Here is a 26,966-nt window from a genome sequence, read left to right on the forward strand (position 1 = left end):
CGGCACGACAATACAACAAGAGGACGCCATGACTGCAAACACCCCTACGATCTGCGTTGTCGGCGGCACCGGCGCCGAAGGCGGCGGACTGGCGCTGCGCTGGGCCAAGCACGGCCACCGCGTCATCATCGCGTCGCGCGACGCCGCCAAGGCCAAGGCTGCGGCTGAAGATCTCAAGACCCGTCTCGGCGGGGGCCACATCGAGGGCCTCGACAGCGCCGCCGGCGTGGCTGCGGCCGACATCGTGGTGCTGACGGTGCCGTATCAGGCGCAGATCGCGACCGTGCAGGGGCTGAAGGACGCGCTGCAGGGTAAGATCCTGATCGACGTCACCGTGCCGCTGGTGCCGCCGAAGGTCACCCGGGTGCAGCTGCCGGAGACCGATTCCTGCGTCGTCGCGGTGCAGACGCTGCTCGGCGGCGGCGTGCGGGTGGTGTCGGCGTTCCAGAACGTGTCGGCACATAAGCTCAAGGATCCCGACCATATGATCGATTGCGACGTGCTGGTCGCCGGCGACGACAAGGAAGCACGCGCCGTCGTGATCCAGCTTGCCGTTGACGCCGGCTTGCGCGGCATCGACATTGGTCCGCTGATCAATTCGGTGGTCTCGGAGAGCCTCACTTCGGCGCTGATTTGGATCAACAAGTTCTATAAGATTCCCGACGCGGGAGTACGAATCACCGGTCTCCCCTGAGGAGACCCGATCCTTGTTCAAGCGTTCCGTGCAGCTTTATGCCGTCGAGGGGATACCGCTGGTCAAAGCCGGCGACGACCTCGCCGGTCTGATCCTGGCTGCGCTGGCATCTGCCGGGAACCATCTGAAGGATCACGACGTCGTCGTCATCGCCCAGAAGGTCGTGTCCAAGGCCGAGGGCCGCAGCGTCGAACTCGCCGGTGTGACACCTTCGCCGCGGGCCATTGAGATCGCCGCGCAGGCGCACAAGGATCCGCGAATCGTCGAGCTGATCCTTGGAGAATCCAATGAGCTACTGCGTGTGCGCCCCGGTGTGATTATCGTTGAGCACCGGCTCGGCCTGGTGCTCGCAAATGCAGGCATCGATCGTTCCAATGTCGAAGGCGAGACCGCCTTGCTGCTCCCGCTCGACCCTGACGGCTCGGCCAAGCGGATCCGTGCACGCATCGCCGAGAAGGCCGTGGCAAAAGTCGGCGTGATGATCATCGACAGCATCGGGCGCGCCTGGCGCACCGGAACGATTGGCACCACGATTGGCGCCAGCGGCATCTCTGCACTCAGCGACCTCCGCGGCCAGCCGGATCTGTTCGGCCGCAAGCTCGAGACCACCGAGGTCGGTGCTGCTGACGAAGTCGCGGCGGCAGCCTCGCTGGTGATGGGGCAGGCGGCGGAGGCGACGCCGGTTGTTGTGGTGCGCGGCATCGACCTGTCCGGCAGCGGCAGCGCGCGCGATTTGCTGCGGCCGAAAAGCATGGATCTGTTTCGATGAGTACCCCCAAACCGGAAGATCACATCGTCGCGCTGGCCGGCGGCGTCGGCGGCGCCAAGCTTGCGGACGGGCTGGCGCATCTGCTCGGCGACAAGTTGACCGTCGTCGTGAACACCGGCGACGACTTCGAGCACCTTGGCTTCCACATCAGCCCCGACCTCGACACAGTGACCTACACGCTGGGCGGCGTCGCCAACAAACAGCAGGGCTGGGGCCTCGAAGGCGAGACGTGGGCCTTCATGGAGCAGCTCGCGCGCTTTGGCGGGCCGGCGTGGTTCAGGCTCGGCGACCGTGACCTCGCGACCCATGCGTATCGCACCGAGCGGTTGCGCGGCGGCGCCACGCTCACCCAGGTGACGGCCGAACTCTGCGCCGCCCTCGGCATCACGTCGCGGCTGCTGCCGATGTCCGACGACCCCGTGCGCACCATGATCCACAGCGGCGAGCGGACCATCGCGTTTCAGGAGTACTTCGTGCGGCTGGCTTGCGATGTGCCGGTCGATGCCATCACCTATTCGGGAGCCGAGCGCGCGCGCCTCAATCCCCAGCTCGGAGCGCTGCCGCAGCTGCAGGCCGTCATTGTATGTCCGTCGAATCCGTATCTCAGCATCGATCCGATCCTGGCGGTACCGGGTGTCCGGCAGTGGCTCACAAGCCTTAGTATCCCGATCATCGTGGTTTCGCCGATCGTCGGCGGCGCCGCCATCAAGGGGCCGGCCGCCAAGATCATGCAGGAGCTCAAGGCGCCGGTGTCGGCATTCGGCGTCGCCGCGCATTATCGCGGACTTGCCGACGGCATCGTCATCGACGATTGCGACCGGGCGCTCGCTGGGGAAATTGCGTCGCTTGGCATGGCGGTGCACGTCGTGCCGACGGTGATGCGCTCGCGAGACGACCGGGTTATGCTCGCCCAAAGCTGCCTTGATCTCTCGCGAACGCTCCGCAATGCCTGACAGTGGTTCTGGCTTCGACAAAAGAAGCTTTTGACTGCGGTGGACGACCGGCTATCCGTAGAGGCGTGCGACCTGAATAATCACGCGAGCTGGGCAGCTCGTTAGTATGGATATCTGGATGACGAGCGAGAGCAAAACAGCGACCGGCAGCCAGACGGTGGCGCGAGCCTTGGCGCTGCTCGAGTTGCTTGGCCGTGATGGCGAACTTGGGGTTCGCGAACTGGGCCGCCAGCTTGGCGTGGCTCCGAGCATCGCGCAACGACTCATCAACACGCTGTCCGAGGCCGGCTTCGTCGAGAAGTCGCTCGGCAGTTCGAAATGGAAGATTGGCTACAAGGCATTCCAGATCGGCTCCGCGTTCCTGACCGCGACTGATCTGAACGCCGCCACCGCGCCCGAGCTGCACCTGCTGGCCGAAAAACATCAGGTCAACAGCTTCCTCGGAGTACTCCGTGGCAAAGACGTCGTGTATCTGGCGGCGGTGCAGAGTGGGGGGCCGATTTCAATCACCAATGCGCCGGGATCGCGGACCTATCTGCACTCGACCGCTCTCGGAAAGGCTTTGCTGCTCGACCACGCGGATGATGACGTGCACGAGTTGCTCGGCACCTCGCCTCTCAAGCAATTGACCAAGAAGACCAAACGATCGACTTCAGCGCTGCTCAAGGACCTCAAGGAAGGCCGGCGTCTCGGCTACGTCATCTGCGATGAGGAAAATCTCGACAACGTCTTTGCCGTCGGTGCACCCGTTCGAGACGCGAGCGGCGAAATCATTGCTGCCTTAAGCGGCGCGGTGCCTCGCCAACGGCTTTCCGCACGGGCGATTGATGAGCTTTGCGGGATGGTCAAGAATTCCGCGAACAGAGCTTCAAGAAGGCTTGGCTCGCTGCGATGAAGCGCGGCTAGTCCGCTTAGGGTCAGAAGCGGACAATATGAAGAGTCTTAGCTTAGTGTTCCGAACGTCAAGCGCATCTCTGATAAACATGTTCCGTCCGTCAATGTCTCGGGGCGATGCGATCGGGGGACTGAAGGACAGACTCGAGAACCCGACGTAGGCGGCGCACTGATCCGCCGCACCAGATGGCCTCGATTGCAGCGCGCTCGTGCACGTCAAAAGGAGTGATCCAGCGTCGGTCTATGCCGCGATTCGAAGCGATATCTTCGATCAAACCGGGCAAGAGGCATCGAGATCGTTTAGGGTAGGCTTTGGGAATGCAATGATCCGGAAGCGGTCGAGTAGTACGGCCGGCAACGGCTCCAGGGTATTGGCCGTTGCGACGTAACTAATGTAGCTGAATTCGACATTCGTTTGCAGCACTGGATCGGGATATCGGGCGCTCGTTTCGGGATCGAGCAGACCGAGCAGGCAGTCCCAGAGCCTGCCGTTGTCGCGGAGACCCTGCAAAAGGGATTGGCTTCGGGAAGCGCCCAGACCGCCACCAGTGGCCACCCATTGTGAGTTTGAGCGAAGCGGGCGGGTACTTTTCAAGAAAGGGAGCCCTGAATTGTCGGTCGAATCCGCCAGGGTTTACTACAAGAACTTCCGCAGAAGATCCTTCAGCGACGTGGGCGCGGCCGGGGCCGTCTGCAACAGAAAAATCGTTGCAGCATTGTTGCAGGTCGAATTTCGCGTTATGGGTTGTAAAACGTGCGCTTGCCCGTCAACAGATTTTGCAAAATACAATCAACGGTCTATGGCGGAAGGGGTGGGATTCGAACCCACGGTACCCTTGCGGGCACGCCGGTTTTCAAGACCGGTGCCTTAAACCGCTCGGCCACCCTTCCAGGCTGGAGCGACAGCGGCTTAGCAAAGCGTATCCGTCTGGGGAAGTGTTAAGCGGTCTGCCGCGCGAGGGGCTGCTTCGCCGGTGTCCGCAAGGCCACAGTCGATACGCCTGCGCCCCTGAGATCGGCTGGAACTCGTTGCGCGGGGGCATCGTGGCCGACGCCGCATTCATAAATGCGGCATTATTGCATCAGTTTTGATGTAATTTTATCATAAGAGCGGTGATTGGGCGGACGTGTTCGGTATTGAGCGGTGGGATCTGGGCCGCACAACTAGCTTGTGCGGCGCCTGGGCCGAAAGCCGGGCGAAACAGGTCCTGGACGGAGTCCTCACCGCATGTCCGACGCTTCTGCGAGCGCCTTTGACCCTGATTATCCGCTGAACCGGAACCCGGTCATCCACACGACGGACACCGAGAAAATGCGCCATGCGCTCATCAATTTCTATGGCGCGCAGGCCTTCTCCGCGGAGGCCGAGGGGTTCGAAGGGTTCGGCAGCTTCGTCAAGCTCGACGTGACGGCCTTCGGCTTCTGCCGCTACGCCTCGCAATCGGTCGTCGAATTTTCCGAAACCGACTTCGCCCGGCTGCAGATCGCGTTGCGCGGCAACGGCCGGACCACGTCGGGCGGCTCCAGCGTCGAGGTCGATCGCGAGCGCTGGTGCGTGTCGTCGCCGGGCACGCCGTCGCGGCTCGAGTACGGCGCCGGCTACGAGCAACTGGTGATCCGGTTCTCCAATGAGAAACTGATGGCCACGCTCGAGGCGATGCTGGGCGTCAAGCCGCGCGGCCGGCTGGTGTTCGCGCCGACCGTGCGGATCGACGATTGCGGCGCGCTGGCGCTACGCGACTTCGGCCTGTTTCTCGCCCGGCATGTCGATCCGGCGAAGCCACCTTTGCCGCCGCTGATGCTGCGCGAATTCGAGCACACGCTGATGGTGTCGTTGCTGAGCGTGGCGCGGCACAATTTCAGTGACCAGCTCGATCGCAATGCGCCGGACACCGCGCCGGACTACGTCCGCGTCGCCGAGGAATTCATCGCGGCGGCATGGAACAGGGCGATCACCATCAACGATCTCGCGGCCGTGACCAATGTCGGTGTCCGCAGCCTGTTCAAGTCGTTTCAGAAGCACCGCGGCTATTCGCCGATGGCGTTCGCCAAGACGATACGGCTCAACAAGGCCCGCGAAATGCTGCTGCAGGGCGACCCGTCGCGCTCGGTCACTTCGGTGGCGTTTGCCTGCGGCTTCAGCAATCTCGGCCATTTCGCCCACGATTATCGCCAGAAGCACGGCGAATTGCCGTCGGAGACGCTGGCGCGCGCGCGCTGAGCGGGCGAAGCAGCGGCCGCGGCGCACGACGGTTAGCCGAGATGCGCATAGGCAGCAGCGGCCGGCTCCGCTAGACGAAAGGCGTGATTTCGTTGAAGCGCTCGCGGGCGCAAGCGGCAGAGCCGGCAGCATTGACCTCAGCAGGGGGCATCGGACATTCCACCAATCTCGTCGGCGTGCCGATGGGATATCTCACCGATGTCGCCTTCAACGACCAGCCGGTGCCGCTGCATATCGCCGGCGTGCGCGAGATGAATCCGAGCCTGTTCGAGATGCTCGGCCAGGCGGCGGATCTCGCCGACGCCGGCGTGGCGTTTTCCTGCTACATGGCCGCGCTGTTCGGCATCGATGCGGAGCAGCGGGTGCGCAGGGCGGACGGCCGCAACCGCTTCCGCTCGTCGTTCCTCGACCTGATCAAGGGCTGGGGCTTCGACAGCAACGGGCCGGAAGGCGCGGTGCTGAAGGGCTGGGTCGAAAGCCGGTTCGGTATTTTTCCGACGTTTCACAAGGACCCGATCCGGCGGATCGCGAGCCCGCCATGGACCCACTATGTCGAGCAGAAGATGTCGAGCCGCTTCCACAACAACGCGATCTACGTGCAACTCGATCTGCTGTTCGAATTCTGCCAATGGGCGCTGGCGCATTTTTCCGCCGCCGGTAGCACCCATGTCACGCTGTATCGCGGCGTCAACGGGTTCGACGAACACCAGATCGTGCAGCGCATCGACAAGCGCCACGTCGTGATGCGGCTGAACAATCTGACGTCGTTCTCGTCGGACCGCAGCGTCGCCGACTGTTTCGGCGACACCATCCTGACCGTTCGGGTGCCGGTGCCCAAGATCTTGTTCTTCAACCGGCTGCTCGCCGCGCATCCGCTGAAAGGCGAGGGCGAGTATCTGGTGATCGGCGGCGCCTATCGCGTCACCGCGAGCTATTTCTGAGGATCGCAATGACCGGGCCCAGCATCGAGGATCGGGCGCTTGCGGCCTATCTCGGCTTCGCCATCGGCGACGCGCTCGGCGCCACCGTCGAGTTCATGACGCCGTCGGAAATCATCGAGCGCCACGGCGTGCACAAGGACGTCATCGGCGGCGGCTGGCTGCGGCTGAAGCCCGGGCAGGTGACCGACGACACCGACATGGCGCTGGCGCTCGGCCGCTCGCTGATCCGATGCGGCGGCTTCGACGTGCGTGACGTCTGCGAGGAGTTTGCCGCCTGGCTCAAAACCGGACCGGTCGATGTCGGCAGCACCTGCCGCCGTGGTATCCGCCGCTACATCACCAGCGGCACCGTCGAAGGGCCGTATTTCGAAGGCGACGCCGGCAACGGCGCGGCGATGCGGATCCTGCCGCTCGCGCTGGCGACATTCGGCCGGCCGGCGGAGGAGGCGGCAGCATGGACCGTGGCGCAGGGCCACATCACCCATCACCATCCGTTGTCCGACGGCGCGGCGCTGGCGCTGGTGCGGATGCTGCAGGCGCTGCTCGCGGGCGAAGGCCGCGCGGGCGCCCGCGCGGTCGCGGACGAACTTGTCGAAACTCACCGCAGCTTCAGGTTCGAGCCGTTCCGTTGCCAATCCTCTGCCTATGTGGTCGATACGATGCAGACCGTGCTGCATTACTACTTCAACACGACGACGTTCGATGACTGCGTGATCGCAACCGTCAACCATGGCGGTGACGCCGACACCACCGGCGCACTCGCGGCGATGCTCGCGGGCGCGACCTATGGGCCGGCGGCGATTCCGAGGCGCTGGCTCGACCGGCTCGATCGCCATGTCACGGCAGCGATCCGCGACCAGGTGCCGCGGCTGCTCGCCATCGCCCGCCGTGAATGTGACGCCTGAAACCGGAAAGGCCCCGCATCGCGCGAGGCCTTCCTGATCGTCTCGATTGATCGACGCGACGGCGACCGTTTAGTGACGATGCTCAGCGTCGATCGATTTCGAGCAGTTCGACGAACTGCGCGAGGAAATTGTGGAGGCCACGATACAGCACTCCGTGATTGTCGAGCTGATCCGACAGGTGTTCGAACGTTGCCATGACTGCCTTCCCACTTGTTTTGACTCGATTGCAAGGGTTGTTGTTAGCCCTCGCAGCCGAGTTTCGGCGGCCGGCGTTAAAAAGGAGTTGGAACCGCGCGATGGTCGCCGGCGTGGCGTGTCACAGCGTTACGATGTGCTGAACGCAACGCGATCAGTCGATCGGATTTCACACGGAAATACCGAATCCGTTCGCGCTGTCGGAACAATGCCGCGTCTCGCGCCTTCGCCTCGTTGCGTCGGCAGCTGTTTGAGAATGGAGCGGATTGCCGCACTGTCTGCACTTAATTGTCACTGGCAATGCGGAGTCTGCGCCCCATATTGTTCATCATCGCCGCGAGGCATCGGGATCCAACGGTGATGTGAGTGCGCATTGCGCTCCCGCCATTTCCGAAGGACAGGGAGAAAGTCTGATGTATCCAAGACCGCCCCTCAATCCGAAGTCGCTCGGTCAACGCCTGACCGAGCCGGCCGAGCAGTCGCGACATCAGGCCGGCGATCCGGCGGCGAATGCCGAACGCGAGCGCCTGCTCGATCAGGCACGCGAACTTGATACCGCTGCCAACATCCGGGGATGGTTGTCGTCACCGGAACTGAAGGCACCGAGCTGATCGGCCGGCACGCAGCACGCAGCACGAAGTCGGCGAGCTGGAGCAGGTCTGCTTTTGATGGAGTCAGGGCTCCCAATCCGGCTGCCGCCGTCATTCTTCGAGGTCCGCTGGGGCCGCGCTGTGCGCGGCGCATCCTTCGAGGTGCGCTACGCGCGCACCCCGGATCACGTTCGGGGCAGGCTCTCAGGATGACGTCTTTGCACCCGAGAAAGGCGCATTGCTTCAATCCGTCGATGAAGCGCTTTAGTCCCCGATCCGGGTGAGAAGGCCGCGTAGCGACAGGCTCGGCGTTTCGCGGGCGACGCCTTCGATCGAAACGTAGCCGTCCTTGGCGACGCCGTCGAACACGACCTCGACCGGATCGATGCCGAAAACCGAAACATGGTCGGGGCGGTGGATATTGGCGTGCCGGACCCCGCGGACGCTACCCGATACCGTGACGCCTTCCTGAGTGTACGACCCGATATACGCGAATGTGGAATCTCCGCCGCGGATCTGACCGTCCTGTAGCAACACGACTCCACGCGCCTTCTTCCGCGCCGTTTCAAATTCGGCCCTGTAAAAGCCCTTGAGACTATTTGTCATGTCAAATCTCGGATTCGGTGAATATGTGGCTGTCTACCACCGTAGGTTTACGGCTTTGCTAATGCATTTGCACTCCATCCTGGAGTTCTGCTTCGCCCCCGCACATCTGCCCGCCGCCATGATCGCTCCACCCGAAGGCGCCGACTCGCGGGTCGGGCGCTCGACGAGCGGAGTGCGTCAGTCGTGGCCGTCGCCGGTCGCCGGGATCGTCACCAGCCGACCATAGCGCACGCCGCGTTCCGAGAAGATGTGATCCGCGAAATGTTGCATCTCGCTCGCCTTGCCGTCGAGGATGGTGACTTCGAGGCATTGGTCGTGGTCGAGATGCACGTGCATGGTCGCGCGCGACAGCTCGTGGTGATTGTGGAAGCTCTGCGTCAGCTTGCGCGGAAGATCGCGCTTGGAATGATCGTAGGTGTAGACCATCGCACCGACGCAGTTCTCGCCGTTGTCCTCCGAGGTGGTCTGCTGAATGCCGATCCGCGCCAAATCGCGGATCGCTTCCGAACGGTTCTGGTAACCGCGCGCGGCGATGATGGCGTCGAGCTTGTTCATCAGATCGTCGTCCAAGGTGACGGTGACGCGGTGCATCGCGGGCCTCGTTTTTGTATGCAGTTTTATTGACATTGTCATACCGACCGTGCCACGCTACCGGCTCGGGCGATCTGCCGGGACCGCCTGCGATAGCAGATCTTGAGCGCGCGCGTCTTGCAACCAGGCAAGATGCGACGGGGGCGAGCGTGCTTGGTACAAACCTCCGGAGGATGGCGCGCGGCGTAGCGGCCGGTTGCGTGATCTTCGGCACCGCCATGGCATCCGCTCCGGCGCAGGGGCAGACTCCACGGACGCGGGTCGAGGCGTTGCCCCCGATTGCGATCGATGCACCATCGCGCGGCGCGCGCAGCCTGGTCCGCCGCCCTCGTCGCGATTCCACGACGCCTCGACGCGCGGCCCCTGTCCCGACCGCAGCCGCAGATGCCGCGCCGTCGGCCGACTCCGGACTGACCCCGCCCGGCGCGCCGCAGAACCAGACCGCGAGCGCGCGCGTGATCAGCGGCGCCGACGTCAACGCGATGCCGGTCTCGCGAGTCGGCGCGGTGCTCGAAGCGGTGCCCGGGCTCGTGGTCACCCAGCACTCCGGCGAGGGCAAGGCCAACCAGTATTTTCTGCGCGGCTTCAATCTCGACCACGGCACCGATCTTGCGATCAGCGTCGACGGCATGCCGGTCAATATGCCGACCCACGGCCACGGCCAGGGCTACGCCGATATCAATTTCATGATCCCGGAGCTGATCAGCACGCTGACGCTGCGCAAGGGCCCGTACTTCGCCGATGTTGGCGATTTCGGCTCCGCCGGCGCGGTGAGTATCGATTACTTGCGCGCAATGCCGAACAACCTCGCCGAAGTGACGCTGGGCAGCTTCGGTTATCGAAGGCTGCTCGGGGCGGGCTCGACCAGAGCGGGCGAGGGGACGCTGCTCGCCGCGTTCGAGGCCAACACCTATAACGGCCCCTGGGACGTGCCCGACAATGTCCGCAAGCTGAACGGCGTGCTGCGCTACAGCCAGGGCACGATGACGGACGGCTTCTCGCTCACCGGCATGGCCTATGCCAACCGCTGGACCTCGACCGATCAGGTGGCGCAGCGCGCGATCGATCAGGGCGTGATCGGCCGCTACGGCTCGCTCGATCCGACCGACGGCGGAAACGCCAGCCGCTTCAGCCTGTCCGGCCGGTTCGCGCGCTCGAGTGCCATCGGCCAGACCGATCTGAACGCCTATGTGATCCGCTCGTCGATGCAGCTCTACAACAACTTCACTTACGATCTCGACGATCCGATCAACGGCGATCAGTTCAACCAGTACGACCGCCGCACTGTATTGGGGCTGAACGGCACCCAGCGCTTCGACTACCGCTTCGCCGGGCTGCCGGTGGAGACCCGCATCGGATTGCAGGGCCGTGCCGACAGTATCAGCCTCGGCCTCGCCAAGACGCTGCAGCGCGACTGGCTGTCGACGGTGCGCGCCGACGATGTCGCCGAGCAATCGCTCGGGCTGTGGACCGACACCACGGTGCGCTGGACCGATTGGCTGCGCACCACAGCGGGCGTGCGCGAGGATTATGTCGGCGGCCGCGTGGTCAGCGATACGCCGGCGAATTCCGGTTCGGCGTCGGCGACGATGACCAGCCCCAAAATCGGCATCGTGCTCGGCCCGTGGCTGGCGACCGAGCTGTTCGGCAATGCCGGAACTGGATTGCACAGCAACGACATCCGCGGCGCCACCATCACGCTCGATCCGGCCGACAAGACCACGCCGGCCGATCGCGTGCCGCTGCTGGTGCGCTCGAAAGGCGCCGAACTCGGCGTCCGCAATCGCGCCGTCCCGGGACTGACCACGTCGCTGGCCGTGTTCGTGCTCGACTTCGACTCCGAGCTGCTGTTCGTCGGCGACGCCGGTACCACCGAGGCGAGCCGGCCGAGCCGCCGCGTCGGCGTCGAATGGACCAGCCAGTACAGGCCGCTGCCATGGCTGGGGTTCGATCTGGACGTCGCCTACACGCGGGCGCGTTTCACCGATGTCGATCCGGCCGGCGATCTGATCCCCGGCGCGCCGGCCTGGGTGGCGAGCACCGGGCTGACCTTCGGACGCCGGACCGGTTGGTTCGGCGCGCTGAAGGGCCGCTATTTCGGACCCCGGCCGCTGATCGAGGATGGCAGCGAACGCTCGCTGGCGTCGCTGATCTTCAATGCCCGCGCCGGCTATCGCTTCGACAACGGGCTGCGTTTTCAGCTCGACGTGCTCAACCTGTTCAACGCGAGAACCAATCAGATCGAGTACTACTATCTCTCACGGCTGCCGGGCGAGCCGCTCGGCGGCGTCGGCGATCGTCACGTCCATCCGGCCGAGCCGTTGGCCGTCCGGCTGACATTGGCCGGGGCGTTCTGAACAGAGTGTTCCGTACGCGGTGTCGCGCGGCGCAAATCGCCGATACGATGCCGCGGCATGGACACGCACGCGGAGACCGGCATGACCCTCGACGACTTTCGGCGCCTGCTGACCGAATTCACGCTCGCAGCCGAGGCCGGCGACGGCGATCGCTTCGCGCGCTGCTTCACCGAGGACGGCGTCTACTACGACTATATCTACGGCGCGCATCGCGGCCGCAAGGAGATCGCCCATATGCTGGTCGAACTGTTCCGGCGCGATGCCGGCGACGACTATCGCTGGGAGATGTTCGATCCGGTGTTCGACGGCACGATGGGCTACGCCTGGTCGCTGTCGAGCTTCACCTCGCTGGTGCCGCAGTTCAAAGGCCGGTCCGTCGTGATCGACGGCATGAGCCGCTTCGTCGTGCGCGACGGCCTGTTCAGCGAGTATCGCGAATCGGTCAATGGCGGCGTCGCGATGCAGCAGCTCGGCGTCGAGCCCGGGCGGATGGCGAAGATCTTCGATCGCTGGGGCGGCTGGCTGAAGCAGCGGCCGGAGACGGTTGCGTATCTGGCGCGCCCACGCGCGACCGACGTAAAGGGGCCTCGTCCCCGCTGAGAATCGCGGGAGCCGGACAAGGGCGCTGATTCTCTTTAATCCGGGATGGCCCGGAATCGCGCCGCGTCCGGCGGAGCGGCATATCCTTGTGGAAAATCAGAGGTTTGGTGGCGGAGACGGAGGGATTCGAACCCTCGATAGGGCTTTACAACCCTATAACGGTTTAGCAAACCGCCGCCTTCAGCCACTCGGCCACGTCTCCGGCTGGCTCGATATGCCCGACGCGGTCGCGGCCCGCAAGCGGGATTCCATGCTCGATAGCCGCGACTTCAAGACCAGTTCGGCTTGACCGCGTCCGGCCGCCAAAAATGGCGAGTCCGTTTCAACCAGTTTCCGGGGGCGTCGCTGAACGCAATCCGGCCGGGTGACGGCGGGGGATTCGTTCCAAAAAGGATTCGTTTCTCAAGGAATCCGCTTCCAAACCGGCCAAACCGACCCGCGTTGTTCGTGCAACGGCTTGTCCGGACGTTGCTCGCCAATGCTGCAGAGCGGTAGCCGTGTCGCGCGAGGAACTCAAAATGCGACATAAAATCAATATGTTGCTTAAGTTCCCAAGTCAACGTACGAGTGTTATTTGTGCAACACCCCCTCAAAAAGGGCGAGGCTTCAGCGCTTCTGAGGCGTTCCTTTGTTGCGTGTGCATCACGCTTAGGTAATTCTCGTGACTGCGACGGAGGGGGGCATCCCGAGGTCGTCCCGGATTAGGTGGTTCGCTTAAGTCCCTCGCGTTCAGCGGGTGTGTCCGAAGGCGCGAAGCGGCTAGGCGGGTTTGATTGGGACAAGGGGACCACCCTGCGGGAGCCATGCGCATCCTGCGGTCAGGAACCTTCCCTAGAGAGCAAACTTGGAGGTTTACATGAACATGGTTAAGAGCCTTTTCCTTGGCTCCGCGGCGGCTCTCGTCGCCATGAGTGGCGCGCAGGCGGCCGATCTTCCGTTGAAGGCCAAAGCGGTCGAGTACGTGAAGGTTTGCTCGATCTACGGCGCCGGCTTCTACTACATCCCGGGCACCGACACCTGCATCAAGCTCGGCGGCTATCTCCGCGCCGACGCCACGATGTACGGTGGGGCCGCCTATAACGCCCCGGCCTGGAACGGCAATGCCGGCCAGCAGAACCGCCTTGCGAACAACACCATCTTCCGTTCGCGCCAGGACATCAACATCGACACCCGCACCGCCACTGAATACGGCGTGGTTCGCACCTACTTCGATGCGACCTTCAACTGGACCACGGGTGACGGCGTCGCCGCCGGTACGCTCGGCGTCTACTACGCCTTCATCCAGTTCGCCGGCTTCACCTTCGGTAAGGCCGTGTCGCAGTTCGACACGCCCTGGACCGGCTATCCGGGCAACAACACCTCGTTCCTGATCGGCGGCTACGACGACGTCACCGGCATCAACCAGGTTGCCTACACCGCGGAATTCGGCAACGGCGTGTCGGGCTCGATCTCGCTCGAAGACCAGTCGTCCTATCTGCAGTCGGCGCTGTACAACACCTCGGGCCTGACCAACGCCGGCTTCGCCGCGGGCGTGTACGGGACGAACTCCTACGCCGGCACGCAGATCCCCGACATCGTCGGCAAGATCCGCGTCGACCAGGCCTGGGGTCTGTTCCAGGTGTCGGCCGCGGCCCACCAGGTTCGCGCCAGCTACTACACGCCGACCCTCGAGACCTCGGGTCATCCGAGCGACACCTGGGGCTACGCGGTGCAGGGCGCGATCTCGCTCAAGAACCTGCCGACCGGCCCCGGCGACAGCATCAACTTCACGGCGACCTATTCTGACGGTGCGACCCGTTACGTGCTCGGCGGCGTGAGCCCGACCTCGTTCGCGATGTACGGCAACTCCGGCGTCGCCTATCAGAGCATCGCTCTGGCGGGCGCGGCCGATGGCGTCTTCTCGGGCACCAACAACATCAACGGCACGGGCATCACCAAGACCCAGGCCTGGGGCGTCCGTGGTGCGTTCAACCACAACTGGAGCCCCTTCTGGTCGACCTCGCTGTTTGGTTCGTACACCTCGATCGACTACAACGGCACCGCGACCGCCCAGATCTGCGCCACGGCTGTCGGGTTCACCTGTAACCCGGACTTCCGCATCGCTCAGATCGGCACCGTCACCCGCTGGACCCCGGTCAAGAACCTGACCTTCTCGGGCGAAGTGATGTACACCTACCTCGACCAGAGCCACTCCGGTATTGTGGGCTTGGCTCCGGGCGGAACCAAGCCGGGAACCGTGGCCGCTCCGGTGGCCTACGAGCTCAAGGACCAGGGTACCTGGAGCGGCAACCTCCGCGTTCAGCGCGTGTTCTGATCCTGACCTGATCGTTCCGCAAGGAACCTCACGAAACCCCGGCGGGCAACCGCCGGGGTTTTTCGTTGTGGCATAAGCATTTGACGGAAGGCGCGGGGGCCGGGCCCCCGGGGCGCTCCGGGTCGGCGGGGGCGGAGGCGAATCACCGGCGCAGGGGAAGGCGGGCCCGCTGCCGGCCGGATCTGGCTCGCGCGCATCAATCGGCTGGCGCGAATCCATTGGTGATTCGATCGCAAGGTGGGCGCGGAAATGCCGACGTCGGCGATCGACATGGCCGACGCGGCCCTCGACGTCTTGCGGCAAACCGGTGGCAAACCTCGGGCAGGCGTTCCGCAAGCGGAAAATCTGCTGAACTCCAGACTGGGCCTCGCCGCCGCCGGCCTGATGCCCAACGCGGATGGCTCGGGTGGGTCGCTACTCGACCGCCGCGGCGCCGCGGCGCAGGTCGGCGTCGATCTGCAGGCGACTGCCGCCGCCGAATCGCGCGCGATAGACCTGCAGGTTCTCCATGATGCGCTGCACGTAGTTGCGGGTCTCGGAGAACGGAATCAGTTCGACCCAGTCGACCGCATCGACCTTGGGATCGCGCGGGTCGCCGTAACGCTCGACCCATTTGCGGACACTGCCGCGGCCGGCATTGTAGCCGGCGAAGGTCATGATGTAGGAGCCGCGGTAATCGTCGATCAGCCCGCCCAACTCGGCCGCGCCGAGCGCGGCGTTGTAGACCGAATCGCCCTTCAGGCGCCCGGCGTCGTAGGTGCAGCCGTGACGGCGACAGACATATTTCGCGGCGTTGGGCGTCACCTGCATCAGACCATAGGCCTGCGCCGGCGAAACCACAGCCGGATTGAAACCGCTCTCCTGGCGGGCGATCGCGTAGACGATGCTGCGCTCGACCTCCGGGCCGAACTGCTTGAACTGCGGAATGCCCACCATCGGATAGGCGTAGTGATCGAAGGGCAGGCCGCGGTTGAGCGCCGCCTTGCCGACCAGCAGCATCGCGCGTGCATCGTTGTTGCGGGCCGCGAGTTCGGACAGGCCGAGCAGGGCGTCGGTATCGCCATTCTCACCGACATCGGCGAAGATCGGAATCGCGACGCTACCCTCGTCGATCGCGTAGAGCAGTTGCACCGCGCGGACCACTTCGAGGCGCTCGACGCCGCGCCCATGGCTCGACGGCGCGCCGTTCAGATCGAGATGCGGCAGGCCGAGCTTGGCGCGGGCCAATTGCCCGTAATAGCTGGTCGATTGTGCGGCCGCCGCCGAATAGGCCGCGCGGGCATCCTGCGTCCGGCCCAGCGCCTCCGCGGCGCGGCCCTGCCAATAGCCGGCGCGCGCCAGCGCGGTCGGGTTGGTGGTGTCGGTGCCGATCCGGGCGAAATGCTGGGCGGCGGTCGCCGGGTCCTTGAGGAATCGCAGCGCGATCCAGCCGGCGGTGAATTCCTGTTCGGTCTTGTAGACTTCGCGCGTCGGCGTCGCGGCATTGCGGGCGACCAGATAGGCCAGCCGATAATCGCCGATATCGATCAGCTTGCGCGCCAGCAGCCGCCGCTCGATCCACCATTCGTCGAGATTGTACAGCCGGTTGGGGTCGCGCGGGACGGTCAGCATCAGGCGTCCGGCTTCGGCGATCCTTTCGTCGCGGCGCAGCGTCTGGATCCTGGCGAACATATAACCCGGATCGCTGTGCAGATCGGAAGGCACCGCATCGAGCAAGGCCTTGCCCTGTCCGGACTTGTTGTCCACCGCGAGGCGGGCCTTCGCCAGCGCGAACTGTGAGGCACCCAGCCGTTTCGCGGCGCGCAGGCCGGGATCGTTGTCGTTGCCGTAGAGGAAAGCGTCCATCCGCGCCTTGTGATCACCCGGAGTGATCAGCGCGCCGAACATCTCCATCGCGGCGGTTTCGAGCGCGCCCGACATGGAATCATTGCGCCAGGCGTCGCGGACGAGCTGTTCGGCGGTGCGCCGGTCGCCGCGCGCCAGCACCGCGCGCGCCAGCGCCAGCTTGCCCTTCGCAGACAGCGGTCTCTCGTTGTCGAAATAGGCCAGTACCGAGTCGTCGTTGCGGTTGTCGTCCCACAGCGCGGCCTCGGCGCGGCGGCGGAAGAATGTCTGCGACGGCCAGCTCGGATTGGCGCGCACGAAGGCGCGGTAGCGCTCGACGCTGGCGCCGTTGTATTCGGCGCGCAGGATGATCCATTCTGCCAGCTTGCGCGCCAGCGGATCGGAGATCGTGTCGGCGATCTGCGTCGCATCGGCGGCCTTGCGTTTGCGGACCTGCTCGATGACGTTTTCGAGCGCGTTGGCGTCGGCCTGCGATGTCTGCGCCGTCGCGGCCACCGCCGAACGCGTCGCCGGTTTGCGCGTCACCATCGGCGCTGCCGCATGCGGACGCGCGGGATCGATCGACGGCGCCGTGGGTGCTGCGGTCGCGAGCGTCGCCGAGGGCCTGGGGATGGACGCGACTGTCGCGGGCGTGGTCTTCGGCACGACGCTGCGCGAGATCGGCCGCGGCTTTGGCAGCGGGACCTTCTTCGGTGAGGCCTGGGCCTCGATCGAAAACCCGCCGAGCCCGATGCTCAACGCCAGCGTCGCCGTCGACGCGCGCAACAGGGCGGCGATGCAGGTCACGCGTCTGATGGGTTGGTTGCTATGCAATCACTGTCCCCGGTGAGCGTGCGATTCGCGCGATTCTGTCAGTATCGGCCGCACAAGTGAAGGCGGTCCGGCGTCCTGGAACGTACGCATCTCGCGCTTGCACCCGAATACAGCGGCGAAAACAGGGCGGAAGCCGTCTTGCGGCGCGATCTGCCCTGTGGCGCGACGAAATACCCCGCCTCGCCCCGGGCCACATTCAGGATGGCCGCGCCGCCGGATTTCGGTCATCGTGGCGTCAAAAGCACACCGGGGGCAACGCCTGCATGACGACGGTTCAAGACGCGGCTGCGCGCGGCCGGATTTCGCCGCTCGGATTGGCGTTTCTCGGCGTCGCATCGATCGGCTGGGGCCTGAATTTCCCGATCATGAAGCACCTGCTGACCGAACTGCCGCCGCTGTCGTCGCGAGGGCTGGCAGGGATCGTCGGCGCACTGGCGCTGGCGTCGATCGCTGTCTGGCGTGGGCAGACGATCACGGTGCCGCGCGTCCTATGGTCGCGACTGATCCTGGTGTCGCTGCTGACGATCGGCGGATGGGTCGCGTGTATGGGGCTTGCGCTGTTGTGGCTGCGCGCAAGTGACGCTGCGGTGCTCGGCATTTCGATTCCGTTGTGGGTCGCCGTGCTGGCGTGGCCGGTGCTCGGCGAGCGGCTGTCGGCGACCCGGGCGGTCGCCTTGCTGATCGCGCTCGGTGGCATCACCGTGCTGATCGGCGGCGGGGGGTTCGACGCCAGTCTCGACAAACTGCCCGGCATCCTGTTTGCGGTCGCCGGCGCGGTCTGCGTTGCATCCGGCACCGTGCTGACGAAGCATTTTCCTCTGGCGCTGCCGCCGCTGTCGCTTGCTGCCTGGCAGATCGGGCTCGGCTGCATTCCGGTCGCGGTGGCCGGGCTCGCGCTCGAGGATCCGCATTTCGCGGCCTTGTCGACGGTCGGTTGGGCGTCGGTGGTCTATATGACGCTGGTGCAGTTCTGCGTCTGCTACGTCTGCTGGTTCGCGGCGCTCGAGCGCTTGCCGGCCGCGACGGCTTCGATCGGCACGCTGCTGGTGCCGGTGGTCGGCGTGCTTGCGTCGGCTGCGATGCTGCACGAGCCCTTGGGACTGCGCGAAGTGATCGCCCTGACGGTGACGCTGGGCAGCGTCGCATTGGCGTTGCGCTTCTGAGCAAAACGAAAACGGCGCCCGGATGGGCGCCGTTCAAGGAGCTACGTTGCGGCCTGTTGCTTAAGGGCAGGGGTGACGCTTGCCGTCATAGCCCAGATAGGTGCCCGAGGCCGGGTCGTACGACTTGAAACGACGCGAGCAATAAGCGTCGTCGCGATCCTCGCCCGGAACGACGACCACCGAGGGTTCGTCGTAGTAGCCGTAGCCATAAGGGTCGTTGTAGTAGTAGGACGAGCCGCCGAGGAAGGCGCCTGCATACGCGCCCGGCCAGAAGCCGCCGCCGTAATAGCCGCCGCGATAGCCTCCACCCGAAAACCGGGGGCCGCGATGACCGCCACCGTAAAAGCGGGGGCCACGGGGACCGCCGCCGGCAAATCCCGGCCCGCGCGGGCCGGCGCCGATTCCAACGCTGCCGCCGCCCATCCGCGGACCACCGCCGATCGCGGGACCGCCGCCCCCCATCCGGGGACCGCCGCCACCGATCGCGGGACCACCGCCACGACCGATGCTGCCACCGCCGCCGATGCTGCCGCCGCCACCGCCGCCGATGGAGCCGCCGCCACCGCCACCGCCACCACCGCCGCCGACGGCCCCACCACCGCCGATGCTGCCTTGGGCGAAGCTGAGGTCAGCGGTCGCCAGCGGCATCGCGATCGCGATCGCGGCCACAGCGGTCAATGTCTTGAGATTCAACATCATGGACTCCATCAATCGGAAATCGTCTGGAACACGTTCGTGACCACAACACGCTGAAGGTGTCGTCGTTCCTGTCTGTTCCGCCGACGCGGCCCGAGGTTCGCAACATTCGCGTGTATCAGTCGTGAACGGATTGCGTTCATTTTGCGGAACCGCTGAATCTCGATGTTCGAAACCACTCGCAACGGCTGGACATTCTCGGTCGCCAGTGGCATCAGGGGACACTGTCGCTGCCGATGGATGCGTCCCATGAAACTGTTTTTGCTGCGGATTTTCACCTGGTGGAACGGTTTTACGTTCGGCACCCAATTGTGGACGTGGCGGTTCGGCGAGTTGGTCGGCACCGACGAGGGTGGAAACCGCTACTTTCGGACCAAGGGCGGCAAGATCGATCCGACGCTCGGTTTTGAGCGGCGCTGGGTGCTCTACAATGGTTATGCCGAGGCCACGCGGGTGCCGCCGGAGTGGCACGGCTGGCTGCATCACATCGTCGATGTGCCGCCGACCGACGAGACCTATCAGCCGCGTGAGTGGCAGAAGCCGCACCAGCCGAATCTGACCGGAACGCCGATGGCGTATCGTCCGTCCGGCTCGACGCTGTCGACCGGCCGCCGGCCGAAGGCGACCGGCGACTATCAGCCCTGGACTCCGGGTAACTGATCCGGTGGCGGCTCAGGCCGCCGGTTCTGCATCCGCATTGAGACGGGCCGCGGCGCGGGCGATCGCGCCGATCCGGCGCTGGCGTGCGCCTTGCATGCGCTCTTTCATCATCTTCAGAACCTCGGCCGGGGCGGTTTCCGGCGAGCCGGCATTGAACGGCGGCGCGGGGTTGTATTCCAGCATCAATTGAATCGACTCTGCGGTGGTGCGGTTCGCGAGCAGCGCCGCGAGCGTCAGCGCGAAGTCGATTCCGGCGGTGATGCCGCCGCCGGTGACGCGGTTGCGGTCGATGCAGACGCGGCTGCGATCCGGGATTGCGCCGAATGCCGCGAGATCGTCGATCGCCGTCCAGTGCGTCGTGGCGCGATAGCCGCGCAGCAGGCCCGCGGCCCCGAGCACCAGCGATCCGGTGCAGACCGAGGTCAGGTATCGTGCACCTTCCGCCTGCTTGCGCAGGAAGCTCAGCGTGTCCTCGTCATTGACGAGATCGTCCGTCCCGCCGCCGCCGGGCACGCAAATCACGTCGAACTGCGGACAGTCGGCGAAGGTCGTCGTCGGCGGCAGCGACAGCGGGGTGTCGCTCTGCACCGGCTCCGGCGTCTTCGCCACCAGATGCACTGTCGTATCCGGTAAGCGCGAGAACACCTGCAACGGCCCGGTGAGGTCGAGCTGGGTGAGGTTGGGAAACAGCAACATTCCGATCTGCAACTGGGCCATGGGATTCTCCTTATGCCTGAACGGCGCTTGACGAGGTGATCCTGACATGGTGGTCTGATGTCCGAAATGGCGGATATCCCTCGATTCCAGACAGAACCGCGGAGGACGTATTGATCGGCGTTCTGATCTATCCCGGCTTCCAGTTGCTCGATGCGGCCGGTCCGATCGCCGCGTTCGAGATCGCCGGCCGCTATGCCCGATCCGCGGAGCCGATCAGGATCATCGCCGCGACGCCCGGTGCGGTGCGGAGTTCGTCCGGAGTCGAGATGCTGGCGCGCGGGTTGCGGCACGACCGGGCGATGCGGACGCTGATCATCGCAGGAGGCGACGGGGTGCGCGCCGCCGCCGGCTGCTCCCGGACGCTGGCGTTCCTGCGCGCCGCGGCAGCGCGCGGCTGCCGCATCGCCAGTGTCTGTTCGGGCGCTTACTTGCTCGCGGAGGCCGGCCTGCTCGATGGCCGGCGCGCCACGACGCATTGGAGCCGCACCCGCGATTTCCTCGAGCGCTATCCGCGGGTCCGGCTGGAGCCGGACCGAATCTTCGTCCGCGACGGCGAGGTCTGGACCTCGGCCGGGATCAGCGCCGGCATCGATCTGGCGCTGGCGATCATCGCCGAGCAGCATTCCGACGCGATCGCGCGCGACACCGCGCGGCAACTGGTGCTGGCACAGCGCCGCGCCGGCGGGCAGTCGCAATTCTCGTCGCTGCTGGAACTGCAGGCGCCGTCCGGGCGGTTCGCCGCCTTGCTCGGCTGGGTACGCGAGCATCTCGGCGAACACCTCACCGTCGAGCGGCTGGCGGAGCAGGCCGGCATGAGCACGCGGCATTTCACCCGCGCCTTCATCGCCGAGACCGGGTCGACGCCGGCGAAAGCGGTGGAGCGGCTGCGGATCGAAGCGGCCAAGAGCCGGGTGCAGGCGTCCGGCGAAGCGATCGAGCAGGTCGCGCAGGCGACCGGCTTCGGCGATCCGGAACGGATGCGCCGCGCCTTCATCCGCGCCTTCGGCCAGCCACCGCAGGCCTTGCGCCGCGCGGCACGGGCGGCGTGATCAGGCCGCCGGCTGGGTCGCGACGTGGCGGCGGGCCGCGGCGGCTCCGGCGTGCAGCCACTCGGCGTCGTCATTGACCACCCGCATCGCCTCGGTCAGTTCGGCGTAGACCTCGTCGTCGATGCGGACGACGCCGTAGTTGGAATTCTCGCCGTCCCAGCGACCCTCGGCCGGCTGATCGGCGTGCAGGAACCAGTGATAGCCGATCAGGTTCGGATGGCGCAGCGCGGCGCCGACATAGCGCGCGAAGCCCGCGGCGCGGTCGGCCTGGGTCTCGACGCGCGGCCCGGCGCCTTGCGTGTTGGGCAACCCGGCGTCATCGCCGCGGAACGAGAACTCGCCGATCAGACACGGCCGGCCGCATCCGGCATAGGCGTCGATCACCGCGTCCGGCAGAGCGTCGTAGCAATTGATGCTGATGACGTCGCAATGCCGGCCGGCCGCCGCGATCACTTGCGGCTGCGGCGCGTAGGCGAAGCGGCTGCCGAGCACGAGATGGTGCGGCGCGGCGGCGCGGATCGCCGCAGCACTCACCGCCATGTAGCGCTCGGCCAGCAGCCCGGCGAAGGCGTCGCAATCGGCGAAGTAACGCCCGCGCAACGGATCGCGTTCCTGCGCGTGATCATGCGTGAAGAAATTGCGGGTGAAGGGTGGGGCCGTGATCGGCGCGGTCGCCAGCGCGTCCCACGATGATGCCGAGCTGCCCCACACCGCGTTGAAGTCGCCGACGCTGCCGTAGCGGCTGCGCAGCAGCGCGACGGCGACCTCGCGTGAATGCGGCGCCGCGTTGTCGCGCAGGATCACCGGCAGCAGTTCGTTCTCGCCGCGCCAGTCCGGGCCCCATTGCAGTTCGTTGTCGATGAACCAGCCGAGCACGCTCGGGTCGTCGCGCCGCGGCGCGCAGATCTCGCGGGCGCGTTGCTGCGCGAACGTCTCGAAGGCCGGAGCGAACGGATCGGATTGCGGCCAGCCGCGGCCGTCGCTGTAGGCGGTGGCGAGATAGACCACGCCGGCGGCAGAGGCGAGCGGGGTGTGGCCTGCGGAAGCGAGCTCCGGCTCCGACCAGGCGCCCAGCGTGTTGAAGCCCCAGCGGTGCAGGCGATCGGCGACGGCGCTGCGCCAGGCGTCGCGACTGCCATATTTGTGCAGGCATGCCTCACGATAGGGATGACGCTCGGTGCCCCTGACGTTGTCGTGGTCGAAATTCACCGCGGTCACGCCCTTCGACAGGAAGCGGCCGCCGTCGGGGTCGACGAACCACCATACGCCGTCGATCTGTTCGACGCGGAAAAAGCCGGTGGCCGCAGCCTTGCCGTCGGCGAGGCCGCCCCAGCGGGTTCTTGGAATGTCGGTCATCGAACGCCGTTGCGCCGCGCGTCGGCGGCCCTCTGATTGCGGAGGGCCAACCTCGCCGGTTCGGCGCGCGGCGACGTTGACGCCGGTCAATCCGCGCCGGTTACAGCGCCTTCAGCCAGTCGCCGATCTCGGTGACCGCGACATTCGCCTTCTGCAGCAGCTTGCCCATCGTGAAGAAGCCGTGGAACTGGCCGGGATAGGCGCGATGCGTCACCGGCACGCCGGCATCCGCGAGACGTCGTGCGTATTCGTCGCCTTCGTCGCGCAGCGGATCGGCGCCGGCGGTCATCACGAAGGCCGGCGGCAGACCGGCGAGCGTTTCGACGCGGGCCGGCGAGGCGCGCCAGTCGTGCTCGACCGGCGCGCCGCCGAGATAGTGATCGCGAAACCATCTGATCACCGAATGCGTCAGCAGCACGCTGGTCTCCGGTTCGCTATGCGAGGGATGGTTCATCGCAAAATCGGTGGCCGGATAGATCAGCACCTGGCCGGCGAGCATCGGCCCGCCATGGTCGCGGGCGTGGATCGTCACCACCGCCGCCAGATTGCCGCCGGCGCTGTCGCCGCCGACGCAGAGGCGTTCGGGGTCGATGCCGAGCTTGCGCGCATTGTCGGCGACCCATTGGGTCGCAGCGATCACGTCCTCGACAGCGGCGGGAAACTTGTGCTCGGGGGCGAGCCGGTAGTCGACCGAGATGACGATCAGTTGGCCTTCGTCGGCGATTGCGCGGCAGACGACGTCATGGGTGTCGAGATTGCCGATCACCCAGCCGCCGCCGTGAAAGAACACCAGCGCCGGCGCCAGCCCGTTGTCCTGACGCAGCGTCTTCGGCGTGTAGACGCGGGCAGGGATGTCGCCCGCGGGTCCCGGAATCGCGATCGACTGGATCGAGGCGAGTTCGCGCGGGTCGGGATTGCTGACGAGTCGGGCGGCGTCGTAGTACGCGCGCGCTTCCTCGGCCGTGAGATCTTCGTAGGCGGGGCGGCCGGCGTCCTGGAACGCCTTGTAGACCGCGGCGGCGTCGGGATCGAGTTTTGCTGGCATGGCTTTGCTGGACCTGGTGAGAGAGAATGATCAACTCGCGGTGCGGCCGCCGTCGACGGTGTAGGCCGCGCCCGACACGTAGCTCGCCTCGTCGGAGGCGAGAAACGCCACCACGGAGGCGACCTCCGCGGCAGTGCCGAGCCGCCGCGCCGGTATCCGCTCGACGACCTTGTCGGCCGGCACCGGCGTCGATCCTGGATTGCGGCCCGCAACGATCGCGCTCAGCATCCGGCTGTCGATCATCCCCGGGCAGACGCAATTGACGCGCACGTTGGTGCCGGTGCATTCCAGCGCCGCCGTCTTGGTCATGCCGATCACCGCGTGCTTGCTGGCGGTGTAGGCGACGATGTCGTTGGAGCCGATCAGACCGGCGATCGAGGCGGTGTTGACGATGCTGCCGGAGCCCTGCTGCAGCATCACCGGCAGCACATGTTTCATGCCGAGGAACACGCCGACGACGTTGACGTCGAGCACGCGGCGGAAGGCGTCGAGCGAGGTGCGCACGATCGGGGTGATATCGCCCTCGATGCCGGCGTTGTTGTAGAACACGTCGATCCGGCCGCAGCGTTCGATCGCGGTGCGAACATAGGCCGCGACTTGATCTTCCTGGGTGACGTCCGCGATGAGCGCCAGCGGTTGCGCCGAGGCGGGCAGGGCGGCGACCGCCTGATCGAGTGCGTTCTGATCGCGGTCGATCGCGACGATGCGCGCGCCGCGTTCGGCGAGAAGCTGGATGGTCGCGCGGCCGATCACCCCTGCGGCTCCGGTGACCAGCGCCACCCTGCCGTCCAGCCGAATTCGGTCGGTCATGCCCGTCGTCTCCCCGGTTCCTTCCGGTTCGATCCGGAATGGTGGCGGCGTCGGGTTGATCCCGCGCTTGCGCCTGCGCCGATTATTTCAGGTGCGGCGACCGAAGGCCAGCGGGCAGGCCGCCGGCGGTCGCCCTTCCCCCGCCGTATTCGGCGTGTTAACCGGGACCGATGCAAGCGGCCCAAGCTGTAGAATGTCGCAAGCCTGATTCGTCATTGAAGCCGCGCGGAATGTCCCGAAGCCTCTGTTTTGTCGGTCTTGCGGCGCTGATCGCCGCCTCCTTGATCACGCTCGCGCCGCCGGCGCAGGCGCAGATCGGCAATATCTTTTCCGATCCGGCGCCGCGTCCGCCCGGTGCGATCCCCCGTGGCGCGCCGCCGCCGATGGACGATGAGGAAGAGGTTCCGGACCTGCCGCCGCAGGGGCGGGTGCTGCCGGCACCGACCCGGCCGCCGCTCGGCTCGGCGCTGCCCGGCCCGGTGCAGTCTCAGCCACTGCCGCCGCCGCCCGGCACCACGATCATTCCGCAGTCGCCGCCGGCGACCGCCAACGTGCCGCCGGGCCAGCCCGACAACGGCATCGCCACCGCGCCGCCGGGGGCCAATCCGCTGCCGGGCCTGCCGCCCGGCCAGCGCCAGCCGCGCGGCGCGCCGCCGACGCCTGCGACGCTGCAGCCCGGCGACGAAATCGTCACCGAGCCGCCGGCGCAGAAGATCGTCAACAAGAAGGCCAGCTTCACCGGCCTCGACAAGATCACCGGCCGCACCATCAGCTTCGATGCGGACATCGGCGAGACCGTGCAGTTCGGCGCGCTGCGGGTGAAGACCGACGCCTGCTACACGCGGCCGTCGACCGAGGCCGCCAACACCGACGCCTTCGTCGAGGTCGACGAGATCACGCTGCAGGGCGAGGTGAAGCGGATCTTCTCCGGCTGGATGTTCGCGGCCAGCCCCGGTCTGCACGCGGTCGAGCATCCGATCTACGATATCTGGCTGACGGATTGTAAGAACCCCGAGACGACCGTGGTCAACGCCGAGCCGGATCCGCCGAAGCCCGCCGCCGCGCAGCCGCAACAGCGTCGCCGGCAGACGCCGCCGCGTCAAACGCAGCAGGCCCCGCCGCCGCCATTTCCGGCCTTCAGGCAGTAGCTGCATTTAGAGCCGTTCTGTTTCCGATGGAATCAGCGCTGGCGTTCAGGGATCCTCGCCGCAGGCACAACCTCATGGTGAGGAGGCGCGCAGCGCCGTCTCGAACCATGCGCCGCCGGCCCTGCGTCGCCCAATCCTTCGAGACGCCCGGCTTCGCCGGGCTCCTCAGGATGAGGAGTCAGTGCATCTGGCAAGGGCCACATCGCTTCAACAGATCGCTTCAATCAATCGATGAAACGCTCTAGACCACGGCGGAGGATCGTTGATCATCGTGCGCTCAGTGCGCCGCGATGATTTCGAGGGCTTTTGCGCCCGTCACAGGCTGATCCATAGGCAGCGCATCGAATGCGGCGATGCCCTGCAGTGCGTCGTCGAGCAGCGAGCGATAGCGCTGCCGCGGGACTTCGATCGCGCCGAAGCTGCGCAGATGGTCGGTGACGAACTGGGTATCGAGCAGTTCGTAGCCGCCGGCGAGCAGCCGCGCGACCAGATGCACCAGCGCCACCTTCGAGGCGTCGCGGGCGCGATGAAACATGCTCTCCCCGAAAAATGCGCGGCCGAGGCTGACGCCGTACAGCCCGCCGGCGAGGTCGCCGTCCTGCCAGACCTCGACGCTATGGCAATGGCCGATATCGTGCAGGCCGATATACAGCTCGCGGATCCGGCGGTTGATCCAGGTGTCGTCGCGGCCGGGCTGCGGTTCGGCGCAGCCGTCGATCACGCCCCTGAAGTCGCGATCGACGGTGACCGTGAAAGCATCCGAACGGACCGTGCGGGCGAGCCGCGAGGCGACGCGAAAGCCGCCGAGCGGGATGATGCCGCGCAGTTCCGGCTCGACCCAGAACAGCGTCGGATCGTCGACGCTTTCGGCCATCGGAAAGATACCGCAGGCATAGGCGCGCAGCAGCACTTCGGGGGTGATCTCGGCGGAGGCGGAGTCGCGGGACGTCATAGCCGAGCATAGCAGGGCTCATGCGATCGGGCGACCTCGCGCGGCTGCAGGTTCAGCGGATCAGAAAGGGCCCCGGGCGTCG

At 65.9% G+C, this 26,966-nt stretch carries 25 protein-coding genes and 2 tRNA genes; 16 read left to right on the plus strand and 11 right to left on the minus strand.

Translation table 11 applies throughout. From position 1 onward, the window contains the following. Nucleotides 1-28: 28 nt before the first annotated feature. From npdG to ACTZWT_RS14625, 4 genes are all read left to right on the plus strand, one after another. Nucleotides 29-694 (plus strand): NADPH-dependent F420 reductase, encoded by a 666-nt coding sequence (npdG, locus tag ACTZWT_RS14610; protein ID WP_444770406.1) that lies wholly within the window; start codon nt 29-31, stop codon nt 692-694. A gap of 13 nt (nt 695-707) precedes the next feature. After that, nucleotides 708-1,463, plus strand: coding sequence for a coenzyme F420-0:L-glutamate ligase (gene cofE, locus ACTZWT_RS14615; RefSeq protein WP_444770407.1), 756 nt, complete (start codon nt 708-710; stop codon nt 1,461-1,463). Next, nucleotides 1,460-2,416 (plus strand): 2-phospho-L-lactate transferase, encoded by a 957-nt coding sequence (gene cofD, locus ACTZWT_RS14620; protein WP_444770408.1) that lies wholly within the window; start codon nt 1,460-1,462, stop codon nt 2,414-2,416. Before cofE ends, cofD begins: the two co-directional genes overlap by 4 nt. A gap of 118 nt (nt 2,417-2,534) precedes the next feature. Next, entirely contained in the window at nt 2,535-3,311 is a 777-nt protein-coding gene (locus tag ACTZWT_RS14625) for an IclR family transcriptional regulator (RefSeq protein ID WP_444770409.1), read from the plus strand. An 800-nt stretch (nt 3,312-4,111) separates the two neighbouring features. On the opposite strand, the gene ACTZWT_RS14630 is transcribed toward ACTZWT_RS14625, so the two are convergent. Next, nucleotides 4,112-4,201, minus strand: a tRNA-Ser gene (locus ACTZWT_RS14630). Nucleotides 4,202-4,622: 421 nt separating this feature from the next. Here ACTZWT_RS14630 and ACTZWT_RS14635 point away from each other — a divergent pair. The 4 genes from ACTZWT_RS14635 to ACTZWT_RS14650 all read left to right on the plus strand — a co-directional run bounded on the left by ACTZWT_RS14635 (nt 4,623) and on the right by ACTZWT_RS14650 (nt 8,183). Then, a complete protein-coding gene (locus tag ACTZWT_RS14635; protein ID WP_444770410.1) occupies nt 4,623-5,531 on the plus strand; it encodes an AraC family transcriptional regulator in 909 nt (302 codons plus the stop codon). 131 nt (nt 5,532-5,662) lie between these two features. After that, nucleotides 5,663-6,472 carry an NAD(+)--dinitrogen-reductase ADP-D-ribosyltransferase gene (locus ACTZWT_RS14640; protein ID WP_444770411.1) on the plus strand — a complete coding sequence of 270 codons (810 nt, stop codon included), beginning with the start codon at nt 5,663-5,665 and terminating at the stop codon, nt 6,470-6,472. An 8-nt stretch (nt 6,473-6,480) separates the two neighbouring features. Next, a complete protein-coding gene (gene draG, locus ACTZWT_RS14645) occupies nt 6,481-7,377 on the plus strand; it encodes an ADP-ribosyl-[dinitrogen reductase] hydrolase (RefSeq protein ID WP_444770412.1) in 897 nt (298 codons plus the stop codon). 608 nt (nt 7,378-7,985) lie between these two features. After that, on the plus strand, nt 7,986-8,183 hold the full coding sequence (locus tag ACTZWT_RS14650; protein WP_444770413.1) for a hypothetical protein: 198 nt from the start codon (nt 7,986-7,988) through the stop codon (nt 8,181-8,183). A 243-nt stretch (nt 8,184-8,426) separates the two neighbouring features. On the opposite strand, the gene ACTZWT_RS14655 is transcribed toward ACTZWT_RS14650, so the two are convergent. Beyond that, nucleotides 8,427-8,768 carry a GrlR family regulatory protein gene (locus ACTZWT_RS14655; RefSeq protein ID WP_444770414.1) on the minus strand — a complete coding sequence of 114 codons (342 nt, stop codon included), beginning with the start codon at nt 8,766-8,768 and terminating at the stop codon, nt 8,427-8,429. A 177-nt stretch (nt 8,769-8,945) separates the two neighbouring features. Continuing rightward, the gene (nikR, locus tag ACTZWT_RS14660; protein ID WP_444770415.1) at nt 8,946-9,359 is read right to left on the minus strand and encodes a nickel-responsive transcriptional regulator NikR; all 414 of its coding nucleotides are present in this window, start codon (nt 9,357-9,359) and stop codon (nt 8,946-8,948) included. A gap of 218 nt (nt 9,360-9,577) precedes the next feature. Between nikR and ACTZWT_RS14665 the strand changes: the two genes are divergently transcribed. Next, complete coding sequence (locus tag ACTZWT_RS14665; protein ID WP_444770416.1) at nt 9,578-11,716, plus strand: TonB-dependent receptor; 2,139 nt, start codon at nt 9,578-9,580, stop codon at nt 11,714-11,716. An 81-nt stretch (nt 11,717-11,797) separates the two neighbouring features. After that, nucleotides 11,798-12,316: a nuclear transport factor 2 family protein gene (locus tag ACTZWT_RS14670; protein WP_444770417.1), complete on the plus strand. Its 519-nt coding sequence runs from the start codon at nt 11,798-11,800 to the stop codon at nt 12,314-12,316. Nucleotides 12,317-12,424: 108 nt separating this feature from the next. Here the strand turns inward: ACTZWT_RS14670 and ACTZWT_RS14675 are convergent. Then, nucleotides 12,425-12,518, minus strand: a tRNA-Ser gene (locus tag ACTZWT_RS14675). A 654-nt stretch (nt 12,519-13,172) separates the two neighbouring features. Between ACTZWT_RS14675 and ACTZWT_RS14680 the strand changes: the two genes are divergently transcribed. After that, complete coding sequence (locus ACTZWT_RS14680; protein ID WP_444770418.1) at nt 13,173-14,630, plus strand: porin; 1,458 nt, start codon at nt 13,173-13,175, stop codon at nt 14,628-14,630. 414 nt (nt 14,631-15,044) lie between these two features. Here the strand turns inward: ACTZWT_RS14680 and ACTZWT_RS14685 are convergent, their stop codons facing one another. Beyond that, complete coding sequence (locus ACTZWT_RS14685) at nt 15,045-17,003, minus strand: lytic transglycosylase domain-containing protein (protein WP_444770419.1); 1,959 nt, start codon at nt 17,001-17,003, stop codon at nt 15,045-15,047. Here ACTZWT_RS14685 and ACTZWT_RS14690 point away from each other — a divergent pair. Both ACTZWT_RS14690 and ACTZWT_RS14695 read left to right on the plus strand, forming a co-directional pair. Then, nucleotides 16,990-17,304 carry a hypothetical protein gene (locus ACTZWT_RS14690; protein ID WP_444770420.1) on the plus strand — a complete coding sequence of 105 codons (315 nt, stop codon included), beginning with the start codon at nt 16,990-16,992 and terminating at the stop codon, nt 17,302-17,304. The two genes, ACTZWT_RS14685 and ACTZWT_RS14690, sit on opposite strands and share 14 nt — an antisense overlap. Before the next feature lie 247 nt (nt 17,305-17,551). Continuing rightward, a complete protein-coding gene (locus ACTZWT_RS14695) occupies nt 17,552-18,451 on the plus strand; it encodes a DMT family transporter (protein ID WP_444770421.1) in 900 nt (299 codons plus the stop codon). 60 nt (nt 18,452-18,511) lie between these two features. On the opposite strand, the gene ACTZWT_RS14700 is transcribed toward ACTZWT_RS14695, so the two are convergent. Beyond that, nucleotides 18,512-19,147 (minus strand): BA14K family protein, encoded by a 636-nt coding sequence (locus tag ACTZWT_RS14700; RefSeq protein WP_444770630.1) that lies wholly within the window; start codon nt 19,145-19,147, stop codon nt 18,512-18,514. Between the two features lie 249 nt (nt 19,148-19,396). Between ACTZWT_RS14700 and ACTZWT_RS14705 the strand changes: the two genes are divergently transcribed. Continuing rightward, a complete protein-coding gene (locus ACTZWT_RS14705; protein WP_444770422.1) occupies nt 19,397-19,807 on the plus strand; it encodes an NADH:ubiquinone oxidoreductase subunit NDUFA12 in 411 nt (136 codons plus the stop codon). 12 nt (nt 19,808-19,819) lie between these two features. Here ACTZWT_RS14705 and ACTZWT_RS14710 read toward each other — a convergent pair whose 3' ends face one another. Next, nucleotides 19,820-20,524 (minus strand): DJ-1/PfpI family protein, encoded by a 705-nt coding sequence (locus ACTZWT_RS14710; protein ID WP_444770423.1) that lies wholly within the window; start codon nt 20,522-20,524, stop codon nt 19,820-19,822. A gap of 110 nt (nt 20,525-20,634) precedes the next feature. On the opposite strand from ACTZWT_RS14710, the gene ACTZWT_RS14715 reads away from it, so the two are divergent. Further along, complete coding sequence (locus ACTZWT_RS14715) at nt 20,635-21,573, plus strand: GlxA family transcriptional regulator (RefSeq protein ID WP_444770424.1); 939 nt, start codon at nt 20,635-20,637, stop codon at nt 21,571-21,573. On the opposite strand, the gene ACTZWT_RS14720 is transcribed toward ACTZWT_RS14715, so the two are convergent. From ACTZWT_RS14720 to ACTZWT_RS14730, 3 genes are all read right to left on the minus strand, one after another. Then, on the minus strand, nt 21,574-22,929 hold the full coding sequence (locus tag ACTZWT_RS14720) for an agarase (RefSeq protein ID WP_444770425.1): 1,356 nt from the start codon (nt 22,927-22,929) through the stop codon (nt 21,574-21,576). It abuts the gene before it with no gap. Nucleotides 22,930-23,029: 100 nt separating this feature from the next. After that, on the minus strand, nt 23,030-23,974 hold the full coding sequence (locus ACTZWT_RS14725) for an alpha/beta hydrolase (RefSeq protein ID WP_444770426.1): 945 nt from the start codon (nt 23,972-23,974) through the stop codon (nt 23,030-23,032). Between the two features lie 30 nt (nt 23,975-24,004). Then, a complete protein-coding gene (locus tag ACTZWT_RS14730) occupies nt 24,005-24,784 on the minus strand; it encodes an SDR family NAD(P)-dependent oxidoreductase (protein WP_444770427.1) in 780 nt (259 codons plus the stop codon). Between the two features lie 230 nt (nt 24,785-25,014). Between ACTZWT_RS14730 and ACTZWT_RS14735 the strand changes: the two genes are divergently transcribed. Then, the gene (locus ACTZWT_RS14735) at nt 25,015-25,932 is read left to right on the plus strand and encodes a DUF2155 domain-containing protein (RefSeq protein ID WP_444770428.1); all 918 of its coding nucleotides are present in this window, start codon (nt 25,015-25,017) and stop codon (nt 25,930-25,932) included. 277 nt (nt 25,933-26,209) lie between these two features. Here the strand turns inward: ACTZWT_RS14735 and aat are convergent, their stop codons facing one another. After that, entirely contained in the window at nt 26,210-26,884 is a 675-nt protein-coding gene (aat, locus tag ACTZWT_RS14740; RefSeq protein WP_444770429.1) for a leucyl/phenylalanyl-tRNA--protein transferase, read from the minus strand. Nucleotides 26,885-26,966: the final 82 nt, after the last annotated feature.

Origin of the sequence: Rhodopseudomonas sp. NSM, assembly GCF_052445935.1 — a bacterium.
Taxonomy (GTDB): Bacteria; Pseudomonadota; Alphaproteobacteria; order Rhizobiales; family Xanthobacteraceae; genus Rhodopseudomonas.

What these genes read in the sequence shown, in the direction of transcription:
- npdG (WP_444770406.1), top strand. Translation starts at nt 29, where the DNA reads ATGACTGCAAACACCCCTACGATCTGCGTTGTCGGCGGCACCGGCGCC.
- cofD (WP_444770408.1), top strand. Translation starts at nt 1,460, where the DNA reads ATGAGTACCCCCAAACCGGAAGATCACATCGTCGCGCTGGCCGGCGGC.
- ACTZWT_RS14625 (WP_444770409.1), top strand. Translation starts at nt 2,535, where the DNA reads ATGACGAGCGAGAGCAAAACAGCGACCGGCAGCCAGACGGTGGCGCGA.
- ACTZWT_RS14635 (WP_444770410.1), top strand. Translation starts at nt 4,623, where the DNA reads ATGCGCCATGCGCTCATCAATTTCTATGGCGCGCAGGCCTTCTCCGCG.
- draG (WP_444770412.1), top strand. Translation starts at nt 6,481, where the DNA reads ATGACCGGGCCCAGCATCGAGGATCGGGCGCTTGCGGCCTATCTCGGC.
- ACTZWT_RS14650 (WP_444770413.1), top strand. Translation starts at nt 7,986, where the DNA reads ATGTATCCAAGACCGCCCCTCAATCCGAAGTCGCTCGGTCAACGCCTG.
- ACTZWT_RS14655 (WP_444770414.1), bottom strand. Translation starts at nt 8,768, where the DNA reads ATGACAAATAGTCTCAAGGGCTTTTACAGGGCCGAATTTGAAACGGCG.
- nikR (WP_444770415.1), bottom strand. Translation starts at nt 9,359, where the DNA reads ATGCACCGCGTCACCGTCACCTTGGACGACGATCTGATGAACAAGCTC.
- ACTZWT_RS14665 (WP_444770416.1), top strand. Translation starts at nt 9,578, where the DNA reads ATGGCATCCGCTCCGGCGCAGGGGCAGACTCCACGGACGCGGGTCGAG.
- ACTZWT_RS14670 (WP_444770417.1), top strand. Translation starts at nt 11,798, where the DNA reads ATGACCCTCGACGACTTTCGGCGCCTGCTGACCGAATTCACGCTCGCA.
- ACTZWT_RS14680 (WP_444770418.1), top strand. Translation starts at nt 13,173, where the DNA reads ATGAACATGGTTAAGAGCCTTTTCCTTGGCTCCGCGGCGGCTCTCGTC.
- ACTZWT_RS14685 (WP_444770419.1), bottom strand. Translation starts at nt 17,003, where the DNA reads ATGGTGACGCGCAAACCGGCGACGCGTTCGGCGGTGGCCGCGACGGCG.
- ACTZWT_RS14695 (WP_444770421.1), top strand. Translation starts at nt 17,552, where the DNA reads ATGACGACGGTTCAAGACGCGGCTGCGCGCGGCCGGATTTCGCCGCTC.
- ACTZWT_RS14700 (WP_444770630.1), bottom strand. Translation starts at nt 19,147, where the DNA reads ATGTTGAATCTCAAGACATTGACCGCTGTGGCCGCGATCGCGATCGCG.
- ACTZWT_RS14705 (WP_444770422.1), top strand. Translation starts at nt 19,397, where the DNA reads ATGAAACTGTTTTTGCTGCGGATTTTCACCTGGTGGAACGGTTTTACG.
- ACTZWT_RS14710 (WP_444770423.1), bottom strand. Translation starts at nt 20,524, where the DNA reads ATGGCCCAGTTGCAGATCGGAATGTTGCTGTTTCCCAACCTCACCCAG.
- ACTZWT_RS14720 (WP_444770425.1), bottom strand. Translation starts at nt 22,929, where the DNA reads ATGACCGACATTCCAAGAACCCGCTGGGGCGGCCTCGCCGACGGCAAG.
- ACTZWT_RS14725 (WP_444770426.1), bottom strand. Translation starts at nt 23,974, where the DNA reads ATGCCAGCAAAACTCGATCCCGACGCCGCCGCGGTCTACAAGGCGTTC.
- ACTZWT_RS14730 (WP_444770427.1), bottom strand. Translation starts at nt 24,784, where the DNA reads ATGACCGACCGAATTCGGCTGGACGGCAGGGTGGCGCTGGTCACCGGA.
- ACTZWT_RS14735 (WP_444770428.1), top strand. Translation starts at nt 25,015, where the DNA reads ATGTCCCGAAGCCTCTGTTTTGTCGGTCTTGCGGCGCTGATCGCCGCC.
- aat (WP_444770429.1), bottom strand. Translation starts at nt 26,884, where the DNA reads ATGACGTCCCGCGACTCCGCCTCCGCCGAGATCACCCCCGAAGTGCTG.